The organism is Buttiauxella sp. BIGb0471, assembly GCF_024807715.1.
In the GTDB taxonomy this organism is placed as follows: Bacteria; Pseudomonadota; Gammaproteobacteria; order Enterobacterales; family Enterobacteriaceae; genus Buttiauxella; species Buttiauxella agrestis.
In genome coordinates this window covers 420,115-439,640 of record NZ_JANUEU010000004.1, presented here as the reverse complement: position 1 = coordinate 439,640, position 19,526 = coordinate 420,115, and the positions used below count along the sequence as shown (strand labels likewise).

The 19,526-nt window shown below is 50.1% G+C and carries 17 protein-coding genes; 9 read left to right on the top strand and 8 right to left on the bottom strand.

The genetic code is table 11. The features are described from left to right. Positions 1-255 precede the first annotated feature (255 nt). Complete coding sequence (locus M2371_RS15880) at positions 256-954, top strand: FadR/GntR family transcriptional regulator (RefSeq protein ID WP_172896029.1); 699 nt, start codon at positions 256-258, stop codon at positions 952-954. A gap of 42 nt (positions 955-996) precedes the next feature. Next, positions 997-2,379, top strand: a complete 1,383-nt coding sequence (mdtD, locus tag M2371_RS15875) for a multidrug transporter subunit MdtD (RefSeq protein ID WP_259268132.1) — start codon at positions 997-999, stop codon at positions 2,377-2,379. Here the strand turns inward: mdtD and rbsR are convergent. The 7 genes from rbsR to kup all read right to left on the bottom strand — a co-directional run bounded on the left by rbsR (position 2,376) and on the right by kup (position 10,255). Continuing rightward, the gene (gene rbsR / locus M2371_RS15870) at positions 2,376-3,368 is read right to left on the bottom strand and encodes a ribose operon transcriptional repressor RbsR (RefSeq protein ID WP_259268131.1); all 993 of its coding nucleotides are present in this window, start codon (positions 3,366-3,368) and stop codon (positions 2,376-2,378) included. The genes mdtD and rbsR overlap by 4 nt on opposite strands. A 2-nt stretch (positions 3,369-3,370) precedes the next feature. Then, the gene (gene rbsK / locus M2371_RS15865; protein ID WP_259268130.1) at positions 3,371-4,300 is read right to left on the bottom strand and encodes a ribokinase; all 930 of its coding nucleotides are present in this window, start codon (positions 4,298-4,300) and stop codon (positions 3,371-3,373) included. Positions 4,301-4,372: 72 nt separating this feature from the next. Further along, the gene (gene rbsB, locus M2371_RS15860) at positions 4,373-5,260 is read right to left on the bottom strand and encodes a ribose ABC transporter substrate-binding protein RbsB (protein ID WP_034460716.1); all 888 of its coding nucleotides are present in this window, start codon (positions 5,258-5,260) and stop codon (positions 4,373-4,375) included. Between the two features lie 28 nt (positions 5,261-5,288). Next, positions 5,289-6,254: a ribose ABC transporter permease gene (gene rbsC / locus M2371_RS15855; RefSeq protein WP_034499898.1), complete on the bottom strand. Its 966-nt coding sequence runs from the start codon at positions 6,252-6,254 to the stop codon at positions 5,289-5,291. Then, complete coding sequence (rbsA, locus tag M2371_RS15850) at positions 6,251-7,765, bottom strand: ribose ABC transporter ATP-binding protein RbsA (RefSeq protein WP_172896033.1); 1,515 nt, start codon at positions 7,763-7,765, stop codon at positions 6,251-6,253. The genes rbsC and rbsA overlap by 4 nt, the downstream gene beginning before the upstream one ends. Before the next feature lie 7 nt (positions 7,766-7,772). Continuing rightward, complete coding sequence (gene rbsD, locus M2371_RS15845) at positions 7,773-8,192, bottom strand: D-ribose pyranase (protein WP_259268129.1); 420 nt, start codon at positions 8,190-8,192, stop codon at positions 7,773-7,775. Between the two features lie 194 nt (positions 8,193-8,386). Next, complete coding sequence (gene kup, locus M2371_RS15840; RefSeq protein WP_172896035.1) at positions 8,387-10,255, bottom strand: low affinity potassium transporter Kup; 1,869 nt, start codon at positions 10,253-10,255, stop codon at positions 8,387-8,389. Between the two features lie 225 nt (positions 10,256-10,480). Between kup and ravA the strand changes: the two genes are divergently transcribed. Both ravA and viaA read left to right on the top strand, forming a co-directional pair. Further along, on the top strand, positions 10,481-11,974 hold the full coding sequence (gene ravA / locus M2371_RS15835; RefSeq protein WP_259268128.1) for an ATPase RavA: 1,494 nt from the start codon (positions 10,481-10,483) through the stop codon (positions 11,972-11,974). Beyond that, on the top strand, positions 11,974-13,425 hold the full coding sequence (gene viaA, locus M2371_RS15830) for an ATPase RavA stimulator ViaA (RefSeq protein ID WP_259268127.1): 1,452 nt from the start codon (positions 11,974-11,976) through the stop codon (positions 13,423-13,425). The genes ravA and viaA overlap by 1 nt, the downstream gene beginning before the upstream one ends. A 3-nt stretch (positions 13,426-13,428) precedes the next feature. Here the strand turns inward: viaA and asnA are convergent, their stop codons facing one another. Next, a complete protein-coding gene (gene asnA / locus M2371_RS15825) occupies positions 13,429-14,421 on the bottom strand; it encodes an aspartate--ammonia ligase (protein WP_172896038.1) in 993 nt (330 codons plus the stop codon). 156 nt (positions 14,422-14,577) lie between these two features. Here asnA and asnC point away from each other — a divergent pair, with 156 nt between their 5' ends. From asnC to atpI, 5 genes are all read left to right on the top strand, one after another. Next, entirely contained in the window at positions 14,578-15,036 is a 459-nt protein-coding gene (asnC, locus tag M2371_RS15820; protein ID WP_034499887.1) for a transcriptional regulator AsnC, read from the top strand. 89 nt (positions 15,037-15,125) lie between these two features. Next, positions 15,126-15,575 (top strand): FMN-binding protein MioC, encoded by a 450-nt coding sequence (mioC, locus tag M2371_RS15815; RefSeq protein ID WP_034499885.1) that lies wholly within the window; start codon positions 15,126-15,128, stop codon positions 15,573-15,575. Between the two features lie 372 nt (positions 15,576-15,947). Next, a complete protein-coding gene (gene mnmG / locus M2371_RS15810) occupies positions 15,948-17,837 on the top strand; it encodes a tRNA uridine-5-carboxymethylaminomethyl(34) synthesis enzyme MnmG (RefSeq protein WP_034499884.1) in 1,890 nt (629 codons plus the stop codon). Positions 17,838-17,896: 59 nt separating this feature from the next. Then, positions 17,897-18,520, top strand: a complete 624-nt coding sequence (rsmG, locus tag M2371_RS15805) for a 16S rRNA (guanine(527)-N(7))-methyltransferase RsmG (RefSeq protein ID WP_259268126.1) — start codon at positions 17,897-17,899, stop codon at positions 18,518-18,520. Positions 18,521-19,138: 618 nt separating this feature from the next. Beyond that, the gene (gene atpI / locus M2371_RS15800; RefSeq protein ID WP_034499880.1) at positions 19,139-19,519 is read left to right on the top strand and encodes a F0F1 ATP synthase subunit I; all 381 of its coding nucleotides are present in this window, start codon (positions 19,139-19,141) and stop codon (positions 19,517-19,519) included. The last annotated feature ends 7 nt before the right edge of the window (positions 19,520-19,526 follow it).

Here is a 19,526-nt window from a genome sequence, read left to right as displayed (position 1 = left end):
GTCAAGCGTTTATTTTCGCTTTTCATCTGGCTGACGGGCCGGTTTGTAAGCCGTTGTGCCGTGTCAGTGGAGGCGCAGTATAGGGATTTTCCGGAAGCTGACAAGTGTTTATTGCAAAAAAATCACCAAGCGTCTTTTTTTTCGCCAAAAGCACTGTAAAAGCCGCAGAACACGGGATATTTGCTGTTTTAAGCATCAGAAATGTAGACCTGGTGGCATACTAATAAAAGAAACAAAGCTAAAGGAACTGCATTCATGTCTCTATCTGCACAACAACTCGCGGCGCAAAAGAACCTTTCATATGTTCTGGCGGAGAAACTAGCACAAGGCATTCTCAGAGGTGAGTATGAAGCGGGCAGTATTTTGCCCGGTGAAATCGAACTGGGTGAACTCTTCGGTGTGAGTCGCACGGCTGTACGAGAAGCAGTAAAGACGTTAACCGCGAAAGGGATGGTTTTACCACGCCCGCGCATCGGGACTCGCGTTATGCCTCGCAGCCACTGGAATTTCCTTGATAAGGAACTGCTAGCCTGGTGGATGACAGAAGAGAACTTTAATGAAGTGGTGGATTACTTCCTTGTTATGCGTAATAGCCTGGAACCACAAGCCTGTGCAATGGCCGCAATAAATGGCACGGAAGAACAGAAAGCCATCCTTAATGAAATAATGGCTGAGATGGTAAAGCTAAAGGGTGAATTTGACCGTCAACGCTGGATAGAAGTCGATATGGCGTACCATGAGCAAATCTATGCAATGAGTGGTAACCCTTTCCTTTGTTCTTTCGCTAACTTATTCCGTTCTATTTATTACAATTACTTCACCGCAATAACTAATAACGAAGTTATTAAGCTCGACTTGCACCAGGCAATCGTTGATGCCATTACCCAGGGCGACAGCCAGGCCGCGTTAATCGCTGGTCAGACACTGTTGAAAGAACCGTTCGCTCAAGGGTAAAGACTCGCCTTCTCCTGGATGCGTTAAAACATCAGGATAAAAATGACCAAAACAGCTCGCAGTATGGCCGGGTTACCGTGGATAGCGGCGATGGCATTCTTCATGCAGGCGCTGGATGCCACTATTCTCAATACTGCATTACCCGCAATAGCTCATAGCCTTGGGCGTTCGCCGCTGGCAATGCAATCCGCGATTATCAGTTACACCTTAACCGTTGCGATGCTGATCCCTGTCAGCGGCTGGCTTGCTGACCGCTTCGGCACACGGCGCGTGTTTATGTTCGCCGTTTCCCTCTTCACTCTCGGCTCGTTTGCCTGCGCGATGTCCAACTCGCTGGGTGAATTAGTCGTATTCCGTGTTATTCAGGGAATCGGCGGGGCAATGATGATGCCGGTCGCGCGCTTAGCATTATTACGCGCCTATCCGCGTAGCGAATTGCTGCCCGTATTAAACTTCGTCACCATGCCAGGGCTTGTTGGCCCAATCCTCGGCCCATTGCTCGGCGGCGTTTTAGTTACGTGGGCGAGCTGGCATTGGATTTTCCTCATTAATATACCTATAGGAATTCTTGGCCTTATCTACGCCCGCAAGTACATGCCAAACTTCACGACTCCACGACGCGGCTTTGATATGACAGGCTTTCTTTTATTTGGCTTGAGTCTGGTATGCATTTCTAGCGGGATGGAGTTATTCGGCGAACGCATTGTTGCCAGTTACATCGGTATTCTGACGATATTAAGTGGGCTTGCTCTGCTGGCAGCGTATATCTGGCACGCTCGTCGCCACCCGACACCGCTGATCGCTTTGCCGATGTTTCGCACCAGAACTTTCTCTATAGGGATCATCGGCAATCTCGCTTCTCGTCTCGGTACCGGCTGCGTACCATTCCTGATGCCTTTAATGCTACAAGTCGGTTTTGGTTATTCTGCCTTGATTGCCGGATGCATGATGGCTCCAACCGCCATTGGCTCGTTACTGGCAAAATCGACCGTAACTCAGGTATTACGTCGTCTTGGCTATAGAAAAACGTTAGTCGGTGTCACGCTGGTGATCGGTTTACTGATTGGGCAATTCTCATTGCAGTCGCCAGGAATGGAAGTGTGGATGCTGATTTTGCCGCTGTTTATTCTGGGGATGGCGATGTCTACGCAGTTCACGGCAATGAATACGATTACGCTGGCCGACCTCACCGATGAAAACGCCAGCAGCGGCAACAGTGTGTTGGCCGTAACGCAACAGTTGGCGATCAGTCTTGGCGTAGCGGTAAGTGCGGCGGTACTTCGTTTGTATGAAGGAGTAGAAAGCATTAATACCGTTGAGCAATTCCACTACACCTTCCTGACGATGGGTGGAGTGACGTTGGTTTCCGCTCTGGTGTTCTTACTGTTACGCCCTAAAGACGGGCGCAATATGATCAAGCGTTAAACGGAACCGCGCTCCACCAGCTCTGGCGTCAAAAATAGACGCTGCTGTTCAAGGGTGGGTTGCGCCATTCGATGTATCAATACATCAACGGCCAACTCACCCAACTCATCTTTAGGCTGATGAATGGTCGTGAGCGGCGGCGTCATATATCGCGCCAGCTCGATATTATCGTAACCCACCACCGCCATATCCTGCGGAACCTTCAACCCCGCCTGATACAAAGCCTGATACGCCCCAACCGCCATAGCATCATTGCCAGTAAATACGGCATGTGGCGGTTGCTCCAGCGCAAGCAGCGATTTCATCGCGGTGAAACCGCCCTGAAACTCAAAGTCACCGATGATTTCATAACCTTCATGAATCGTTAGCCCTGCGCGGTTCATCGCGTTGCGATAGCCTTCAAGGCGTAAGCGCGCTGGCGTTTTATCTTGTGGGCCAGTAATGCAGGCGATCCGGGTATATCCATTATCAATGAGGTGTTGCGTTGCCGTGTCGCCGCCCAGCAAAGAGTTGTCCTGAATGACGTCGCTTTCGCCCTCAAAAGGAGACCAGTCCATCATCACCGTGGGAATAGAAGGATAGCGACTCATAATAGCGGGCGAAGGGAGATGAGTTTCGGTACATAAAAGAAGAAGACCATCGACGCGCTTTTGCAGCAGTGTTTCCAGATTGCGATTCATTCGCTGCTCATCGCCTTCGGTATTACACAACACCAGGCTATAACCGCGCTCAAAACAACTGCGTTCAACACCACGCACCAGTTCAGAATAAAACGGGTTACTACTGGCGGTGATTAACATGCCAATAGTGTGTGTTTGGTTAAGCTTGAGACTACGCGCCAGTGCAGAAGGCGCATAGTTAAGAGTCTTGATTGCCGCATCGACCTTTGCGCGAACGGCATCACTCACAAAGCGGTCGTTATTAATGACGTGCGAAACGGTAGAAGTCGAGACCCCGGCCATTTTCGCGACGTCTTTCATGGTGGCCATGATTATCCTTGCTGTTGCAAAAACTCGTCGATTTCGTGACGCCACGGCACCGAAGGCTGCGCACCTTTACGTGTTACGGCAATTGCAGCGGCGGCATGAGCAAAACGAATCGCCTCATTCATCGGCTTGTCTTCCAGCAATGCAGTAACCAACGCGCCATTAAAGGTATCGCCCGCAGCGATGGTATCCACAGCTTTCACCTTAAAGCCCGGAACACGCTGGCCTTTACCGTTTTCACTCAGCCAAACGCCACGGCTGCCGAGTGTAATAATGACGGTTTCAATACCTTTCGCATGCAGCGCCTGAGCTGCAACCGCCGCATCGTCATCATTTTCGACGCGCACACCTGTCAGTTTTTCCGCTTCGGTTTCATTTGGCGTGATCATATCCACCAACGCGAGCAGCTCGTCAGATAACGCATACGCAGGAGCGGGGTTAAGCACGACTTTAGTTTGGTTCTGATGGGCAATTTTTGCTGCTGCCAGCACACTTTCCAGCGGTGACTCGAGCTGCATTAAAAGTGCGGATGCTTCAGCGATTTTTTGATGTTGTTGTGCAACAAGCGCAGGCGTTAATGCCCCATTCGCGCCGGCATGAATGCCAATCACGTTTTCACCGGCAGCGTTAACGAAGATAAGTGCCACACCCGTTGCGGCATCTTTAATCGTGCTAATCGGAGAAGTGTCGATTTTGTCACTGATTAACTGTTTGCAGACGCGGCTTCCGGTATCGTCGTCGCCCACGCAAGCAATAAAGGCAATATCCGCACCGCTGCGCCCGGCAGCAACTGCCTGGTTGGCCCCTTTTCCACCGAACGCTACCTGATACTCTTGCCCGGTAACAGTTTCACCTGGCGTCGGAAAATGTTCGAGGTTAAGGATATGGTCAGCGTTAATGCTGCCAAGGACAACGAGCTTGCCTTTAGTTTTCATTTTTTATCAGTCCAGTTAATTGCACCACCCCAGTTCTGGAGTGGTGCGGTGCCCTGCTTTTCTATTGTTGTCTTATTTAGTAACCAGCTTCAGGTCAACCGGGATTTTGGAGTCGACTTTTTCGCCTTTCAATACTTTGTCTGCGGTTTCTACACCAATAACGCCAATTTGGTCAGCCATCTGGGCAACCGTCGCGCCCAACTTACCGCTTTCAACTGCTTTCACGCCGTCAGCAGTGCCGTCGAAACCAACCACCAGAACGTCAGATTTACCCGCAGTTTGCAGTGCACGCAGAGCACCCAATGCCATTTCGTCATTCTGAGCAAATACCGCCTGCACGTCAGGATGGGCTGTCAGCAGGTTCTGCATTACGTTCAGGCCTTTAGTACGGTCGAAGTCAGCAGGCTGGCTCGCCAGAACGGTAAATTTGTGTGCAGCAGTCGCTTGTTTGAAGCCTTCACCACGTTCACGCGCAGCAGATGCACCGGCAATACCTTGCAGTTCGATAACTTTCGCGCCTTCACCGAGTTTCTTAGCGATGAAGTCACCCGCCATTTTACCACCGGCAACGTTATCAGAAGCGATGTGGCTCACTACCGTGCCCTGGTTTGCCATACGGTCGAGCGTAATTACAGGGATTTTAGCCTGGTTCGCCATTTTCACCGCATTGCCGACAGCATCGGAATCAGTTGGGTTGATAAGCATCAGCTTGGTGCCACGAACCGTCAGATCCTGCACGTTCGCCAGCTCTTTCGCCGGGTTGTTTTGCGAATCCAGAACAATCAGGTTGTAGCCCAGTTTGTCGGCTTCTTTCTGCGCGCCGTCTTTCAGGGAAACGAAGAACGGGTTATTCAACGTGGAAACAACCAGCGCGATGGTGTCTTTGGCCATCGCGTTTGCACTTACGGTGGCACTCAGTGCAACAGCAGAAACCAGAGTAGCCAGCTTTTTCATATTCATAGTCAGATGTCCTGTAGGGTTATGATTGTTACTGCTTTTTGTTGTCCACCAGCACCGCCAGTAAAATAACCACTGCTTTGACGATCATCTGGTAATAAGAAGAAACACCTAATAAATTCAGTCCGTTATTCAGGAAGCCTAAGATCAGCGCACCGATCAGCGTTCCAACGATTCGTCCTTTCCCACCCGCAAGGCTGGTGCCGCCAAGCACTACCGCAGCGATGGCATCCAGCTCATAGCCAGTACCTGCCGTCGGTTGCGCAGAAGAAAGACGTGCCACTTCGATGATCCCGGCCAAAGACGCCAGCAGACCGCAAAGTGAATAAACGATAATTTTAACTTTGTTAACGCTAATACCGGACAGACGCGTCGCCGCTTCGTTACCGCCAAGCGCATAGATATAACGACCCAGACGAGTGTGGTGCAGCATGTACCACGCAGCCAGGAAGACCACGCCCATAATCCACACCGGAGTAGGGATACCCAGCGGACGGCCAATACCAAACCAGCCAAACACATCGGCGTTATCGGAGAAACCCGTGTTGACCGGGCTACCGTTGGTGTAAACCATGGTCACGCCGCGCAGAAGGAGCATCATCACCAGTGTTGCGATAAACGCCTGCACTCGCCCTTTCGCGACAATCACGCCAGTCACAGCACCGATTGCCGCCCCAAGTGCCAGCGCCCCGGCAACCGCCACCAGCGCATTCACTTCTAAGCCAACAATCGAGGCTGCTACCGCTCCGGTCAGCGCCAGTAAAGAACCGACGGACAGGTCGATTCCCGAAGTCAGAATAACCAGCGTCATCCCGACCGCCATAATGGCGTTCACAGAGGTTTGTTGCAGGATATTGAAAAGGTTATTGACGGTGAAAAAGTTCGGGCTAAGGCTCGATACAACTGCGATCAACACCAGCAGTGCGATCAGTGATTTTTGCTCTAACAGCCACGCTTTGGTGAACCAGCGACGGGTCGGAATAGACTGGGTACTCATTTTACAGACTCCTGATTCACGCGATTTAACTTGCCGACGGCCGCCGCCATCAATATTTCCTGGGTCGCTTCTTCACGGGTAAATTCCCCACCAGGATGCCCTTCATGCATCACCATAATTCGGTCACTCATACCGAGGACTTCCGGCATTTCTGACGAAACGAGAATGATGCTTAATCCATCTGCTTTGAACTGATTGATTAACTGATAAATTTCTTTCTTAGCCCCAACGTCAACGCCGCGTGTTGGCTCATCAAGAATCAACACTTTCGGGCGCGTCATCAGGCCACGGGCAATCGCCACTTTTTGCTGATTCCCCCCTGATAGCAGGCCAATCGGCTGTTCCATCGACGGGGTTTTCACGTTGAACAAACGGATGAAATCCTGAACCGCTTGCTGTTCATCTTTATGCTTCAGGCTACCCACGTTATGGCTGAAATAGCGCAGCGCGGTCAGCGACATGTTCTCTTTTACCGACATGCCGAGCACCAGCCCGTCACGCTTACGGTCTTCGGAGATATAAACGATGCCGTTTGCCAGACCATCTTGCGGTGAGCGCGTCACCACTTCGCGCCCATCCAGCGCCACGTAACCGCCAGTGCGCGGCAGTGCGCCATACAGCACTTTCATTAATTCAGTGCGACCCGCGCCCATCAAACCGGCAACGCCGAGGATCTCGCCTTTGCGCAAGTTGAAACTCACGTCATGCACGCCAGGCCCGGAGAGGTTATCGACGCGCAGCAGGATTTCACCGGGTTGCTTATCCAGACGAGGATATTGGTCTTCAAGTTTGCGACCGACCATCATTTCTATAAGCGTATCTTCGGTCAGCGTCACCACTTCACGCTCGGCAATAAACTGCCCATCGCGGAACACGGTCACGTCGTCGCAAATCTCGAAGATTTCCTTCATACGGTGCGAGATATAAACGATGCCGCGCCCCTGAGCTTTCAGCTCGCGGATCACGCGGAATAAAGAGTCGGTTTCGGTATCGGTCAAAGCATCGGTTGGCTCATCCATCACAATGACTTTCGACTCAAAGCTCAGAACCTTGGCGATTTCGACCATCTGCTGATCGCCGATCGACAAATCACCCACCAGCTTTTGACTGTTAAAGCGCAGGTTGAGTTTGGCCAGCAACTTGTCTGCTTCGGCATACATCGTTTTCCAGTCGATTTTGCCGAAACGGTTAACGAACTCACGGCCAAGGAAGATGTTTTCCGCAATGCTTAACTGCGGAATCAGGTTGAGTTCCTGGTGAATAATACCGATGCCCGCTTCCTGTGAGGATTTCGGGCCATTGAACGTGGTTTCTTTGCCAAGCCACAACAGCGAACCCGCATCACGCTGATAAATGCCAGTCAGCACTTTCATCATGGTGGATTTGCCTGCGCCGTTTTCACCCACCAGCGCCATCACGCGCCCGGCGTATACATTCAACGCCGCCCCAGAAAGGGCTTTCACGCCTGGGAACGATTTATCGATCCCTTTTAATTGCAGTAACGGTTCCATGCCGGCCTCAGAAAGTTACGCCAGCACAGAGAATGATATTCGCATACGGGGAACACTCCCCGCTGCGAATAACCGTCTGGCTTTCAGCGGTGTGTTGCTTGAACTGCTCATGACTGATGTAACGAATAGAAATGGTGTTTCCCTGGTGTTGTTGCAGTTGCTCGATGTAACTAAGCAACGTTTCGTGGAGTTGGGGATTATGTTGTTTAATTTCCGAAGCTAAGACGGCAGCTTCAACCTGCATCTCTTGTGTTACGACTTCAACGACCTGCATAAAACCCGGTACGCCGTGAGTCAGTGCCAAATCTATACGCGGTGTATTGCGTGGAATGGGCAACCCGGCATCGGCAATCACCAGCGTGTCGGTGTGGCCAAGACGAGAAATAACAGACGAGATATCAGCGTTGAGAACAGTGCCTTTCTTCATTTTCTTACTCCACTAGCGAAACGTTTCGCTGAGGTAAAGTGTAGGAAATGTAGTGATGGGAAAACAACCAGCGCGTGACGAAAATGTGATCGCCATCGAAACGTTTCGCTGTTCTGTTTCAAAAGGGAAGAAATGAGAGCGCGAACAATCAAAAAGACAAAAAAAACGCCCCTTCGATTGAAGAGGCGTTAACGTTAAATCTCGACCTGGGTTCCTAACTCGATAACCCGATTTGGCGGGATTTCGAATTGGTCAGGTGCGCGCAAGGCATTGCGTTGCAGAGCCATAAACAACTTACCGCGCAGGCGCAAATACCATGGCCGTTTGCCGATGATCAGCGATTCATGCGACATAAAGAATGATGTCTCCATCATTCGACAACTTAACCCTTCCAGGCCACAACGATGGAACACCTCTTCCACGTTTGGCGTTTCGCGCCAGCCATAGCTTGCGACCACCCGCCAGAAAGTTGGCGAAAGCTGTTCGATAGAAACACGACGTACATTATGAACGTACGGCGCATCTTCAGTTCTCAGCGTCAGCAGTACCACGCGCTCATGCAGCACTTTGTTGTGCTTGAGGTTGTGAAGCATCGCAAAAGGAATCACGTTCAGCGCACGGGACATATAAACAGCGGTTCCCGGAACACGTACTGGCGGTGATTTTTCCAGGGAGGCAATCATCGCTTCCAGTGAATTTCCGTGCTCATGCATACGACGCAGCAGGCGGAAACGCTCGCTTTTCCAGGTCGTCATAATGATAAACATCACCAGCGCCAGGCAAAGTGGCAACCAACCGCCGGAGAAGATTTTCACAACGTTCGCAGAGAACAGCGGAATGTCGATGCACAAGAATGCAAAGCCCATTAGCAGCACAGCAACTTTGTTCCAGTGCCAGTTTTTGGTCGCGACAGTACAACAAAGAATGGACGTCAGGACCATCGTACCCGTTACCGCGATACCGTACGCAGCCGCCAGGTTACTGGAATGCTCAAAGCTCACAATCACAATCACCACGGAGATATAGAGGAGCCAGTTAATTGCTGGCACATATATCTGCCCGGACTCCATTTCCGAGGTATGAATGATGCGCATTGGCGACAGATATCCCAGACGTACAGCCTGGCGAGTCAACGAGAACACACCGGAAATCACTGCCTGAGAAGCGATAACCGTGGCAAGCGTTGCCAGAATCATCAGCGGGATCAGCGCCCAGTCTGGAGCCAGTAAGAAGAATGGGTTCTTTATCGCTTCCGGCGTTTTGAGCAGCAGTGCGCCCTGGCCGAAATAATTCAGCACCAGAGACGGCAGCACGACGGAAAACCATGCAATACGAATAGGCAATTTACCGAAGTGGCCCATATCGGCATACAGCGCTTCAACACCCGTAATAGAAAGCACGACCGCGCCGAGTGCGAAGAATGAAACGGTTTTATATTCCAGGAAGAAGTGCACAGCCCACGCCGGGTTCAGCGCCTGAAGCACTTCCGGGTTGGCCATAATACTGCGTGCACCCAACACGGCCAGCACCAGGAACCAAAGCATCATGACGGGAGCAAACAGCTTGCCCACCATACCCGTGCCGTGTTTTTGAATCATAAACAGCAGCGTCAGGACCACTATCGACAGCGGGACAATATAGGCATCGAGTTGCGGGGCAGCTATCTCAAGCCCTTCGATGGCCGACATAACCGATATTGCCGGAGTAATGACCACCTCGCCATAGAAGAAGCTGCCGCCGATCAATCCCATGATCACCAGCACAGAAGTCATTCTCGCCGAGGTATGACGCCCAGCCAAAGACATCAGCGTCAAAATACCCCCTTCGCCAGCGTTATCCGCACGCATAACAAAGGTCAGATACTTAACCGAGACGACTAAGATTAACAGCCAGAAAATCAGAGACAAAAAGCCAAATACGGCGTCGCGTTCTACGCCAAACCCAAATTGACCAGACAGACATTCACGAAGGGTATAAAGCGGGCTAGTACCGATATCACCGTATACCACCCCAATTGCAGCCAGCGTAATCGCAGGCAATGATTGTTTATTATCAGCGCTCATAGACTAATCTTTTGTTGGAATCCCGAAAGCGTGTGCTTAGTCCCTTGGCCCACAAAAAGGCGCACAGTATGCACGATAATCAAGGAAATCGTACCCCTAAATACAACAGGCTTAACTTATGTCAGGGAAAAAAGAGCCGCTCATCAATCCATTAACGATAATATAGATGAACGATATACTCGATTTTCTGAACTCTGGTAACCGCGTAAGGATGCAATGCTAATTATGGCTCAATCACATTTATTGGCTGAAAGAATTTCACGGCTTAGCCAGGCACTGGAAAAAGGGTTGTTTGAACGCCAACACGCGGTGCGTCTTTGCCTGCTGGCAGCATTGAGCGGCGAAAGTGTTTTCTTGCTTGGCCCACCAGGGATCGCCAAGAGTTTGATTGCCCGCCGTTTGAAGTTTGCATTCCAGCATGCACGCGCCTTTGAATATCTGATGACGCGCTTTTCCACGCCGGAAGAGGTGTTTGGGCCATTATCCATTCAGGCGCTTAAAGATGAAGGACGCTATGAGCGCCTGACCGCCGGTTATCTACCCGAAGCGGAAATCGTGTTCCTCGATGAGATCTGGAAAGCGGGCCCAGCGATTTTGAACACCCTGCTGACTGCAATAAATGAACGTCGTTTCCGCAATGGCGCCAGCGAAGAGAAAATCCCCATGCGTTTGCTGGTGGCGGCATCCAACGAACTCCCCGAAGCCGACAGCAGCCTGGAAGCCTTGTATGACCGAATGCTGATTCGCCTGTGGCTCGATAAAGTGCAGGACAAGGGTAATTTCAGATCCATGCTCACCAGTCAGCATGATGAAAACGACAATCCGGTGCCGGAAAACCTGCAAGTTTCTGACGAAGAGTATTTTCAGTGGCAGAAAGAAATCGGCTCTGTTTTGCTGCCAGATAATGTCTTTGAGCTTATTTTCACTTTACGCCAGCAGTTAGAGAACGCGTCGGGTGCACCTTATGTTTCTGACCGTCGCTGGAAGAAAGCTATTCGCCTGCTGCAAGCCAGCGCCTTCTTTAGCGGCCGAAATGCTGTCGCGCCAATTGATTTAATCCTTCTGAAAGATTGTCTGTGGCACGACACCGCGGCAATGAATTTGATGCAGCAACAGCTGGAAATATTGATGACCGGGCACGCCTGGCAACAAAATTCCATGCTCAGTCAATTAGCGGTTATCGTGCAGCGCAGGATTCAATTACAACAGCAGCACAGTGACCGTGAAGCTATTACGGTGACCAAACAAGGTGGAATGTTTACTCGTCGTCCACAGTACCAACTGCCTGACTATCTGACTGGCGAAACGCTGACATTGCTGCTCCAGCAACCGCTGAAACTCCATGATATCGAAGTTCTCCACGTCTCTGTCTCCCGTGAAGCCTGTGCGCAATGGCTTATAAAAGGAGGCGAGTTACGCGGCAAACTCAACGGTATTGGTTTTGCCCAGGTGCTGAATATGGAAGTTGATAGTAGCCAACATCTGGTATTGCGCGATATCAGCTTGCAAGGCACACGCCTGATGATGCCGGGTAAACAACAGCAAGGGGTGCCTGAAGAGATCAAACAGCAATTTGACTCTCTTGAAGAGACCCTCCATCAGCAACATGAGCGTTTTAACGATCAGCAAAAATGCCTGTTTATCCACAACGAATGGCTCGGAAAAATTGAAGCTAGTCTGCAAGATGTGGCCGAACAAATTAAACAGGCGCGGCATTAATGCTCAGCGTTGAAGCTCTTGATGTCATCCTCGCGATCAGCGAGGGTGAATTAATAGAAAGCGTCATTATCGCGCTTTTAGCAGCACCGCAGCTGGCGCTGTTCTTTGAGAAATTTCCGCGGATGAAAAACGCGGTGACCAAAGATATCCCTCGCTGGCGCGAGCTGCTGAAATCCCGTCTGCACGATACCAACGTCCCGCAAGAGTTAGCCCGGGAAGTACAGTGTTATCAAGAAAGTCAGTTGCTCACCACCAGCCAGTTATCTGCAAAACTGCCGGAAATTTTACGCTTGCTGGAAAGTGTTGATTCACCCTTTTTTGCGCAAGCGCAAAAGCTGGTGGCGGACACTCCTCGCCTGACAGCGGCACAACAAACGCTATTCCTGCAACGCTGGCGATTGAGTCTGGTAGTGCAGACTACCTCCCTGAATCAGCAATTACTCGAAGATGAACGTGACCAATTGCTGGCCGAAGTTCAGCAGCGCCTGGCGTTAAGCGGCCAACTTGAACCGGTTCTTGTCGATAGTGATAACGCTGCCGGGCGGCTTTGGGACATGAGCGCCGGTTCGCTTAAACGCGGGGATTATCAGCTCATCGTGCAATACGGCGATTTCCTTACCAGTCAGCCTGAACTGCTGAAAATTGCAGAGCAACTTGGGCGTTCAAAAGAAGCGAAAGCCGTACCCAGAAAAGATGCGCCGACCGAAACCTGGCGCATGCTAGTCCGCGAGCCAGCAACGGTACCAGAACAGGTTGATGGCCTTCAGCGCAGCGATGACATCCTGCGTTTGTTGCCGCCAGAACTGGCAACGCTTGGCATTAGCGAACTGGAATTTGAGTTCTACCGCCGGCTGGTGGAAAAACAATTGCTGACTTACCGGTTACATGGCGATTCATGGCGCGAGAAAGTGGTTGAACGCCCGGTCGTGCATCAGGATTTCGATGAACAACCGCGCGGGCCATTTATTGTCTGCGTCGATACATCCGGTTCCATGGGCGGTTTCAATGAACAGTGCGCCAAAGCCTTCTGCCTGGCGTTAATGCGAGTCGCACTTGCGGATAACCGCCGCTGTTTCATCATGCTGTTTTCCAGCGAAGTGGTGCGCTATGAAGTGTGCGGGCCAGATGGCATCGAACAGGCGATCCGTTTCCTGAGCCAGCGCTTTCGCGGCGGAACCGATCTCGCCAGTTGTTTTCGTGCGATCGCTGAAAAAATGCAGGGAAGTGAATGGTTTGACGCCGATGCTGTGGTGATTTCTGACTTTATTGCTCAACGTCTGCCAGACGATGTCGTGACGCAGGTTAAAGATTTACAGCGCAAGCACCTGCATCGTTTCCACGCCGTCGCCATGTCCGGACACGGAAAACCCGGCATCATGCGCATTTTTGACCATATCTGGCGCTTCGATACCGGGATGCGTAGCCGCCTTCTGCGTCGCTGGCGGCGTTAATAGTTACAACAGTGAATCAACTTTAGCGTGAAGTTCAGATGGCCATACGCCGCACTGAACCTGGCCAATATGCGGCTGTTGCAACATCAACATCACTAAACGAGACTGACCAATGCCGCCGCCGATGGTTTGCGGCATTTCGCCTTTCAGCAGTGACTGGTGCCACTCAAGTTGCAGACGATCTTCATCACCGGTAGTTGCCAACTGATGTTGCAATGCTTGTGCATCAACACGGATCCCCATAGAAGAAAGCTCAAAGGCATCTTCCAGAATCGGGTTCCACACCATAATATCGCCATTCAGGCCTTTAAAATCACCCTGACTGACCGTTGACCAGTCATCATAATCTGGCGCACGAACATCGTGACGTTTACCGTCAGCCAGCTTACCGCCAATACCAATCAGGAACACCGCACCCAGCTCTTTAGCGATGGCACGTTCACGACCTTTTGCATCCAGGTCCGGGAAACGAGCCTGGAGTTCTTCGCTATGAACGAAGTGGATTTGTTCAGGCAGGAAAGGCGTCAAACCGTACTGCTCGCTCACTGCGGCTTCCGTAGCTTTCATCGCCGCCCAGATGCTTTCTACAGTTTGCTTGAGCGTACCAAGATGGCGCTCTCCATCACCCATTACACGCTCCCAATCCCACTGATCGACATACACAGAGTGGATCGGGGTCAAACGGTCTTCATCGGGGCGCAGGGCTTTCATGTGCGTGTAAAGCCCTTCGCCCGCGCTGAAGTCGTGCTGGCCGAGTGTTTTTCTTTTCCATTTAGCCAGCGAATGCACCACTTCAAACTGCGCATCAGGCAAGGTTTTCACCTTAACCTGTACCGCTTTTTCGCAACCAGAGAGATTGTCCTGAGTACCATCACCCACGCGGCTAAGAATTGGAGCCTGGACTTCCATCAGACCAAGCTTTTCTTCCAGCTGACGGGAGAAATGTGACTTAACAAAACTAATCTGGCGTTGTTTAGCGATGTAGGCAGTTTTCATGGTTTTCTCTTTATTGTGTTGTTTTACTGACGATGATTAAGCAACAAAAACGACACAACATTCAATAATCAACAATAAAAAAGCCTTTACTGTTTTTAATCGACGAATTTAAGGCTATAAAAGATGAACAATCGTTACTAATCATAGGAAAAAGTGATGGATAATTATCAGATCGACAATCTCGATCGCGGCATCCTTGACGCTTTAATGGCAAATGCACGTACGGCTTACGCCGAACTGGCAAAACAATTTGGCGTGAGTCCTGGCACAATTCATGTGCGCGTAGAGAAGATGAAGCAGGCGGGAATTATTACCGGAGCACGCATTGATATCAGCCCTAAACAGTTGGGCTACGATGTTTGCTGCTTTATCGGCATCATTCTGAAAAGCGCTAAAGACTACCCGTCTGCGCTGGCAAAACTCGAAAGTCTGGAAGAAGTCACCGAGGCGTATTACACCACCGGCCACTACAGCATCTTTATTAAGGTGATGTGTCGATCTATCGATGCGCTGCAGCAGGTACTTATCAACAAGATCCAAACAATTGATGAAATTCAGTCCACCGAAACACTGATCTCCCTCCAGAACCCGATCATGCGCACCATCAAGCCTTAGCCGCTAATTTTAATACCCATATTATCCACAGGTAGATCGCAGGCCTTACACAGCGTACAATGCCCATCGTTTCGAAAAGGTGGGCAGCAATGACAGACATTACTCTGATTAGCGGAAGTACCCTGGGCAGTGCCGAATATGTCGCTGAACATTTAGCTGAGAAGTTAGATGAAGCGGGTTTTTCTACCCAGACGCTTCACGGGCCACAGTTTGAAGAACTAGAAACTAGCGGAATATGGCTGATTGTCTCTTCTACTCATGGTGCCGGGGATCTTCCTGATAACCTGCAACCGCTTTTTGACACTATAAATGAACAACGCCCGGATCTTAGTGCTGTTCATTATGGTGCAGTCGGTATTGGCAGTCGTGAATACGACACCTTTTGCGGTGCAATTGAAAAATTGGACACCCTTCTGACTGAATGCGGCGCTAAAAGAGTGGGCTCTTTATTGAAAGTGAACATCCTTGATCACGACATTCCGGAAGATCCAGCCGAGATTTGGGTCGGATCATGGAAGAATTTACTCCAGGATTTGTAAAGATCTGACTTTTATCTGTGTATAAGTATGCTTAAAACCTTGGGTTAAGCAGTAGTTATCCCAATAACAACTCCTGTTCACTTTTTGAGTTGTGCATAACTTCCACTTTTGATCCCAGCTTATACGTTCTGGGATCACCGATCATTCACAGCTAATGATCCTCCTTAATCACTTGATCTCTTTACCATAAAAACGGTTATCCACAGAACATGCCGATCCTAATAAGAGATCATAATAAAGAGATCTTTAAATAAAAAAGATCTTCTTTTAATTACCGACGATCCCAAGACTTTCTCGAAAGGCTAAAGTTAAGTTAGAATCGCCAACCCCGGGAATCAGTCATCCCCATTTGCAAAACCGCGAGGCAGTACCATGTTTTATCCAGATCCTTTTGACGTCATCATCATTGGCGGGGGTCATGCAGGCACCGAGGCTGCAATGGCCGCTGCACGGATGGGCCAACAAACCCTTCTTTTGACACACAATATCGACACTCTGGGACAGATGTCTTGTAACCCGGCAATCGGCGGTATTGGCAAGGGACATCTGGTTAAAGAAGTGGACGCACTCGGTGGTTTGATGGCCAAAGCTATCGACCATGCCGGTATACAGTTTAGGATACTAAACGCCAGCAAAGGGCCGGCCGTACGGGCGACTCGTGCTCAGGCTGACCGCGTTCTGTATCGCCAGGCGGTGCGCACTGCACTGGAAAACCAACCGAACCTGATGATCTTCCAACAGGCGGTTGAAGATCTGATTGTCGAGAACGATCGCGTTGTGGGTGCTGTCACCCAGATGGGTCTGAAGTTCCGCGCTAAGTCCGTGGTACTGACTGTCGGGACATTCCTGGATGGCAAAATTCATATCGGGCTGGATAACTACAGCGGTGGCCGTGCAGGCGATCCGCCGTCCATTTCCCTGTCTCGCCGTCTGCGTGAACTGCCACTGCGTGTCAGCCGTCTGAAAACCGGTACTCCGCCTCGTATTGACGCTCGCACCATAGATTTCAGCGTACTTGCCCAGCAGCATGGGGATAACCCAATGCCGGTGTTCTCGTTCATGGGAAATGTGAACCAACACCCTGCGCAAGTGCCGTGTTACATCACGCACACCAACGAAAAAACGCATGACGTTATTCGTAATAATCTCGATCGCAGCCCGATGTATGCCGGTGTTATCGAAGGCATTGGCCCACGTTATTGCCCGTCTATCGAAGACAAAGTGATGCGTTTTGCCGATCGTAACCAGCATCAGATCTTCCTTGAGCCTGAAGGCTTAACCAGCAATGAAATCTATCCAAACGGCATCTCGACCAGCCTGCCGTTTGACGTTCAGATGCAAATTGTCCGGTCGATGGAAGGGATGGAAAATGCGAAGATCGTTCGTCCGGGCTATGCCATCGAATATGATTTCTTCGATCCTCGTGACCTCAAGCCAACTCTGGAAAGTAAATATATCCAGGGTCTGTTCTTTGCCGGACAAATTAACGGCACCACCGGTTACGAAGAAGCCGCTGCACAAGGTTTGCTGGCAGGTCTGAATGCCGCTCGTTTCTCTGCTGAGAAAGAGGGCTGGGCACCTCGTCGCGATCAGGCTTATCTGGGCGTACTGGTTGACGATCTTTGCACTCTTGGCACCAAAGAACCGTACCGCATGTTTACCTCTCGTGCTGAATACCGCCTGATGCTGCGTGAAGACAACGCCGATCTGCGCTTAACTGCAGCTGGCCGCGAAATGGGGCTGGTGGACGATGCTCGCTGGGCACGCTTTAACGAGAAACTCGAAAGCATTGAGCTTGAGCGCCAGCGTCTGAAAGACATCTGGCTACATCCGCATTCTGAAAGCGTCGAAGAAGTGAATGCAAAACTCAGCGCACCGTTGTCTCGTGAAGCAAATGGCGAAGATCTGCTGCGTCGCCCAGAAATGACCTATGCTGAAATGATGCAATTGTCGGTGTTTGCGCCAGGACTTGAGGATCCACAATCTGCGGAGCAGGTGGAAATTCAGGTTAAATACGAAGGCTACATTGCGCGTCAGCAAGAAGAGATTGAAAAACAGCAACGTAACGAGAATACGTTGTTGCCTGCAACGCTGGATTACCACCAGGTCAGCGGGCTTTCTAACGAAGTGATCGCCAAGCTTAACGATCACAAACCGGTTTCGATCGGGCAGGCATCGCGCATTTCCGGTGTGACTCCGGCAGCAATTTCAATCTTGCTTGTCTGGTTAAAAAAGCAAGGTCTGCTGCGTCGTAGCGCTTGATATAACATATTTCAGGGTCAGGATTTCCTGGCCCGTTTTTTTGATGGGTATTTACCGCCGTGCTTAACAAACTGAATCGCCTGCTGGATAGCGCAGGCATTACGCTGCCAGAAAACCAGAAACAACAGTTGGTGGGTTATGTTGAACTGCTCCATAAGTGGAACAAAGCCTACAACCTGACCTCAGTGCGTCATCCTGATGAAATGCTGGTTCGTCATATTCTCGACAGCATTGTGGTTGAACCGCACTTGCAGGGTTCGCGTTTTATCGATGTGGGAACAGGCCCTGGTTTGCCGGGCATACCATTAGCGATTGTGCGCCCTGACTCGCATTTTACCCTGCTGGATAGTCTTGGTAAGCGGGTCCGATTCTTGCGACAAGTTCAGCATGAGCTGCATCTTGAAAACATCACGCCAGTGCAAAGTCGTGTGGAAGAGTTCCCGGCGGAGCCACCGTTTGATGGCGTAATCAGCCGCGCTTTTGCATCGATGACCGATATGGTGACCTGGTGTAAGCACTTGCCCGCAGAGAATGGCCGTTTTTATGCGCTAAAGGGTCAGCGTCCGGATGATGAAATCGCGGCACTGCCTGCTGAATTTAGCGTCGAAGAGGTTATCCGGTTGCAAGTGCCAGAACTGGATGGGGAGCGTCATCTGGTGATGATTAAGCCAAACAAAACTTAATATTTATCAAAAAAAAGCTAAAAAGGATTGTTTCGTTAAGGTTAAAAATACAAGGGGAAATGTCTGACATTTCTGGTTACATTTAACAATGGCTTAACTAGTGTTTGCATTGTTGTTAACTCTAAACGGCTTGTTGATTTTGAAAGTAGTCAACCCTGAAAATATAACCCTGCTAAATATTGCCTGGGTTTCATACTCAGAAGGTTGTTAAAATATTAATAAAAATGTCAATGAATTGTTTTAATGATGTTTCAGGCTATTTTAAATAGAGTAGACAGTAATCAGCTTATTTATCAGGCATCTGTGTTTCGCACTTTATGAGACAGACAAATGTATAATGGCTATGAGATGTTTTATTTGTGATCTGGTGCACGCTTTATTAGGCGGCTATTTCGGTTGTTTGAGGTTTTCAGCAAAATAGTCGGTATAACTCAAAAGTTGAAAAATAACTGTGCTGGAAAATATTTAAACATTTGTTCACCTTTTTGCTACTTATTGTTTGAAATCACGGGGCCGCACCGTATAATTTGCTCGCTTTTTGAGGCTTGACTCAAAGACCTAAAGGCAGTTTTATACCAGCGCGACATACCCCGAAGGGAGCAGGAGTTAGGATAAGCCATGTCTGTGTCGCTATTGAGTAGAAACGTTGCTCGTAAGCTTCTGTTCCTTCAGCTACTTGCAGTGATAGCAATTGGATTGCTGTTTTGCCTCAAAGACCCCGTGTGGGGTGCTTCTGCTTTTGGCGGAGGCCTGGCAGCTTGGCTGCCAAATGCAGTATTTATGAATTTCGCCTGGCGTCACCAGGTGCATACACCATCAAAAGGCCGCCTGGCCTGGACTTTCGCCATAGGTGAAGTGTTAAAGGTGATTGCGAGCTTTACCATACTGGTGGTGGCGTTGGCTGGTTTTAAGGCGGTATTGTTGCCGCTTATTGTGACGTGGGTTTCGGTGCTGGTTGTGCAGATACTCGCACCAGCTGTAATTAACAACAAAGGGTAAGAGGCAT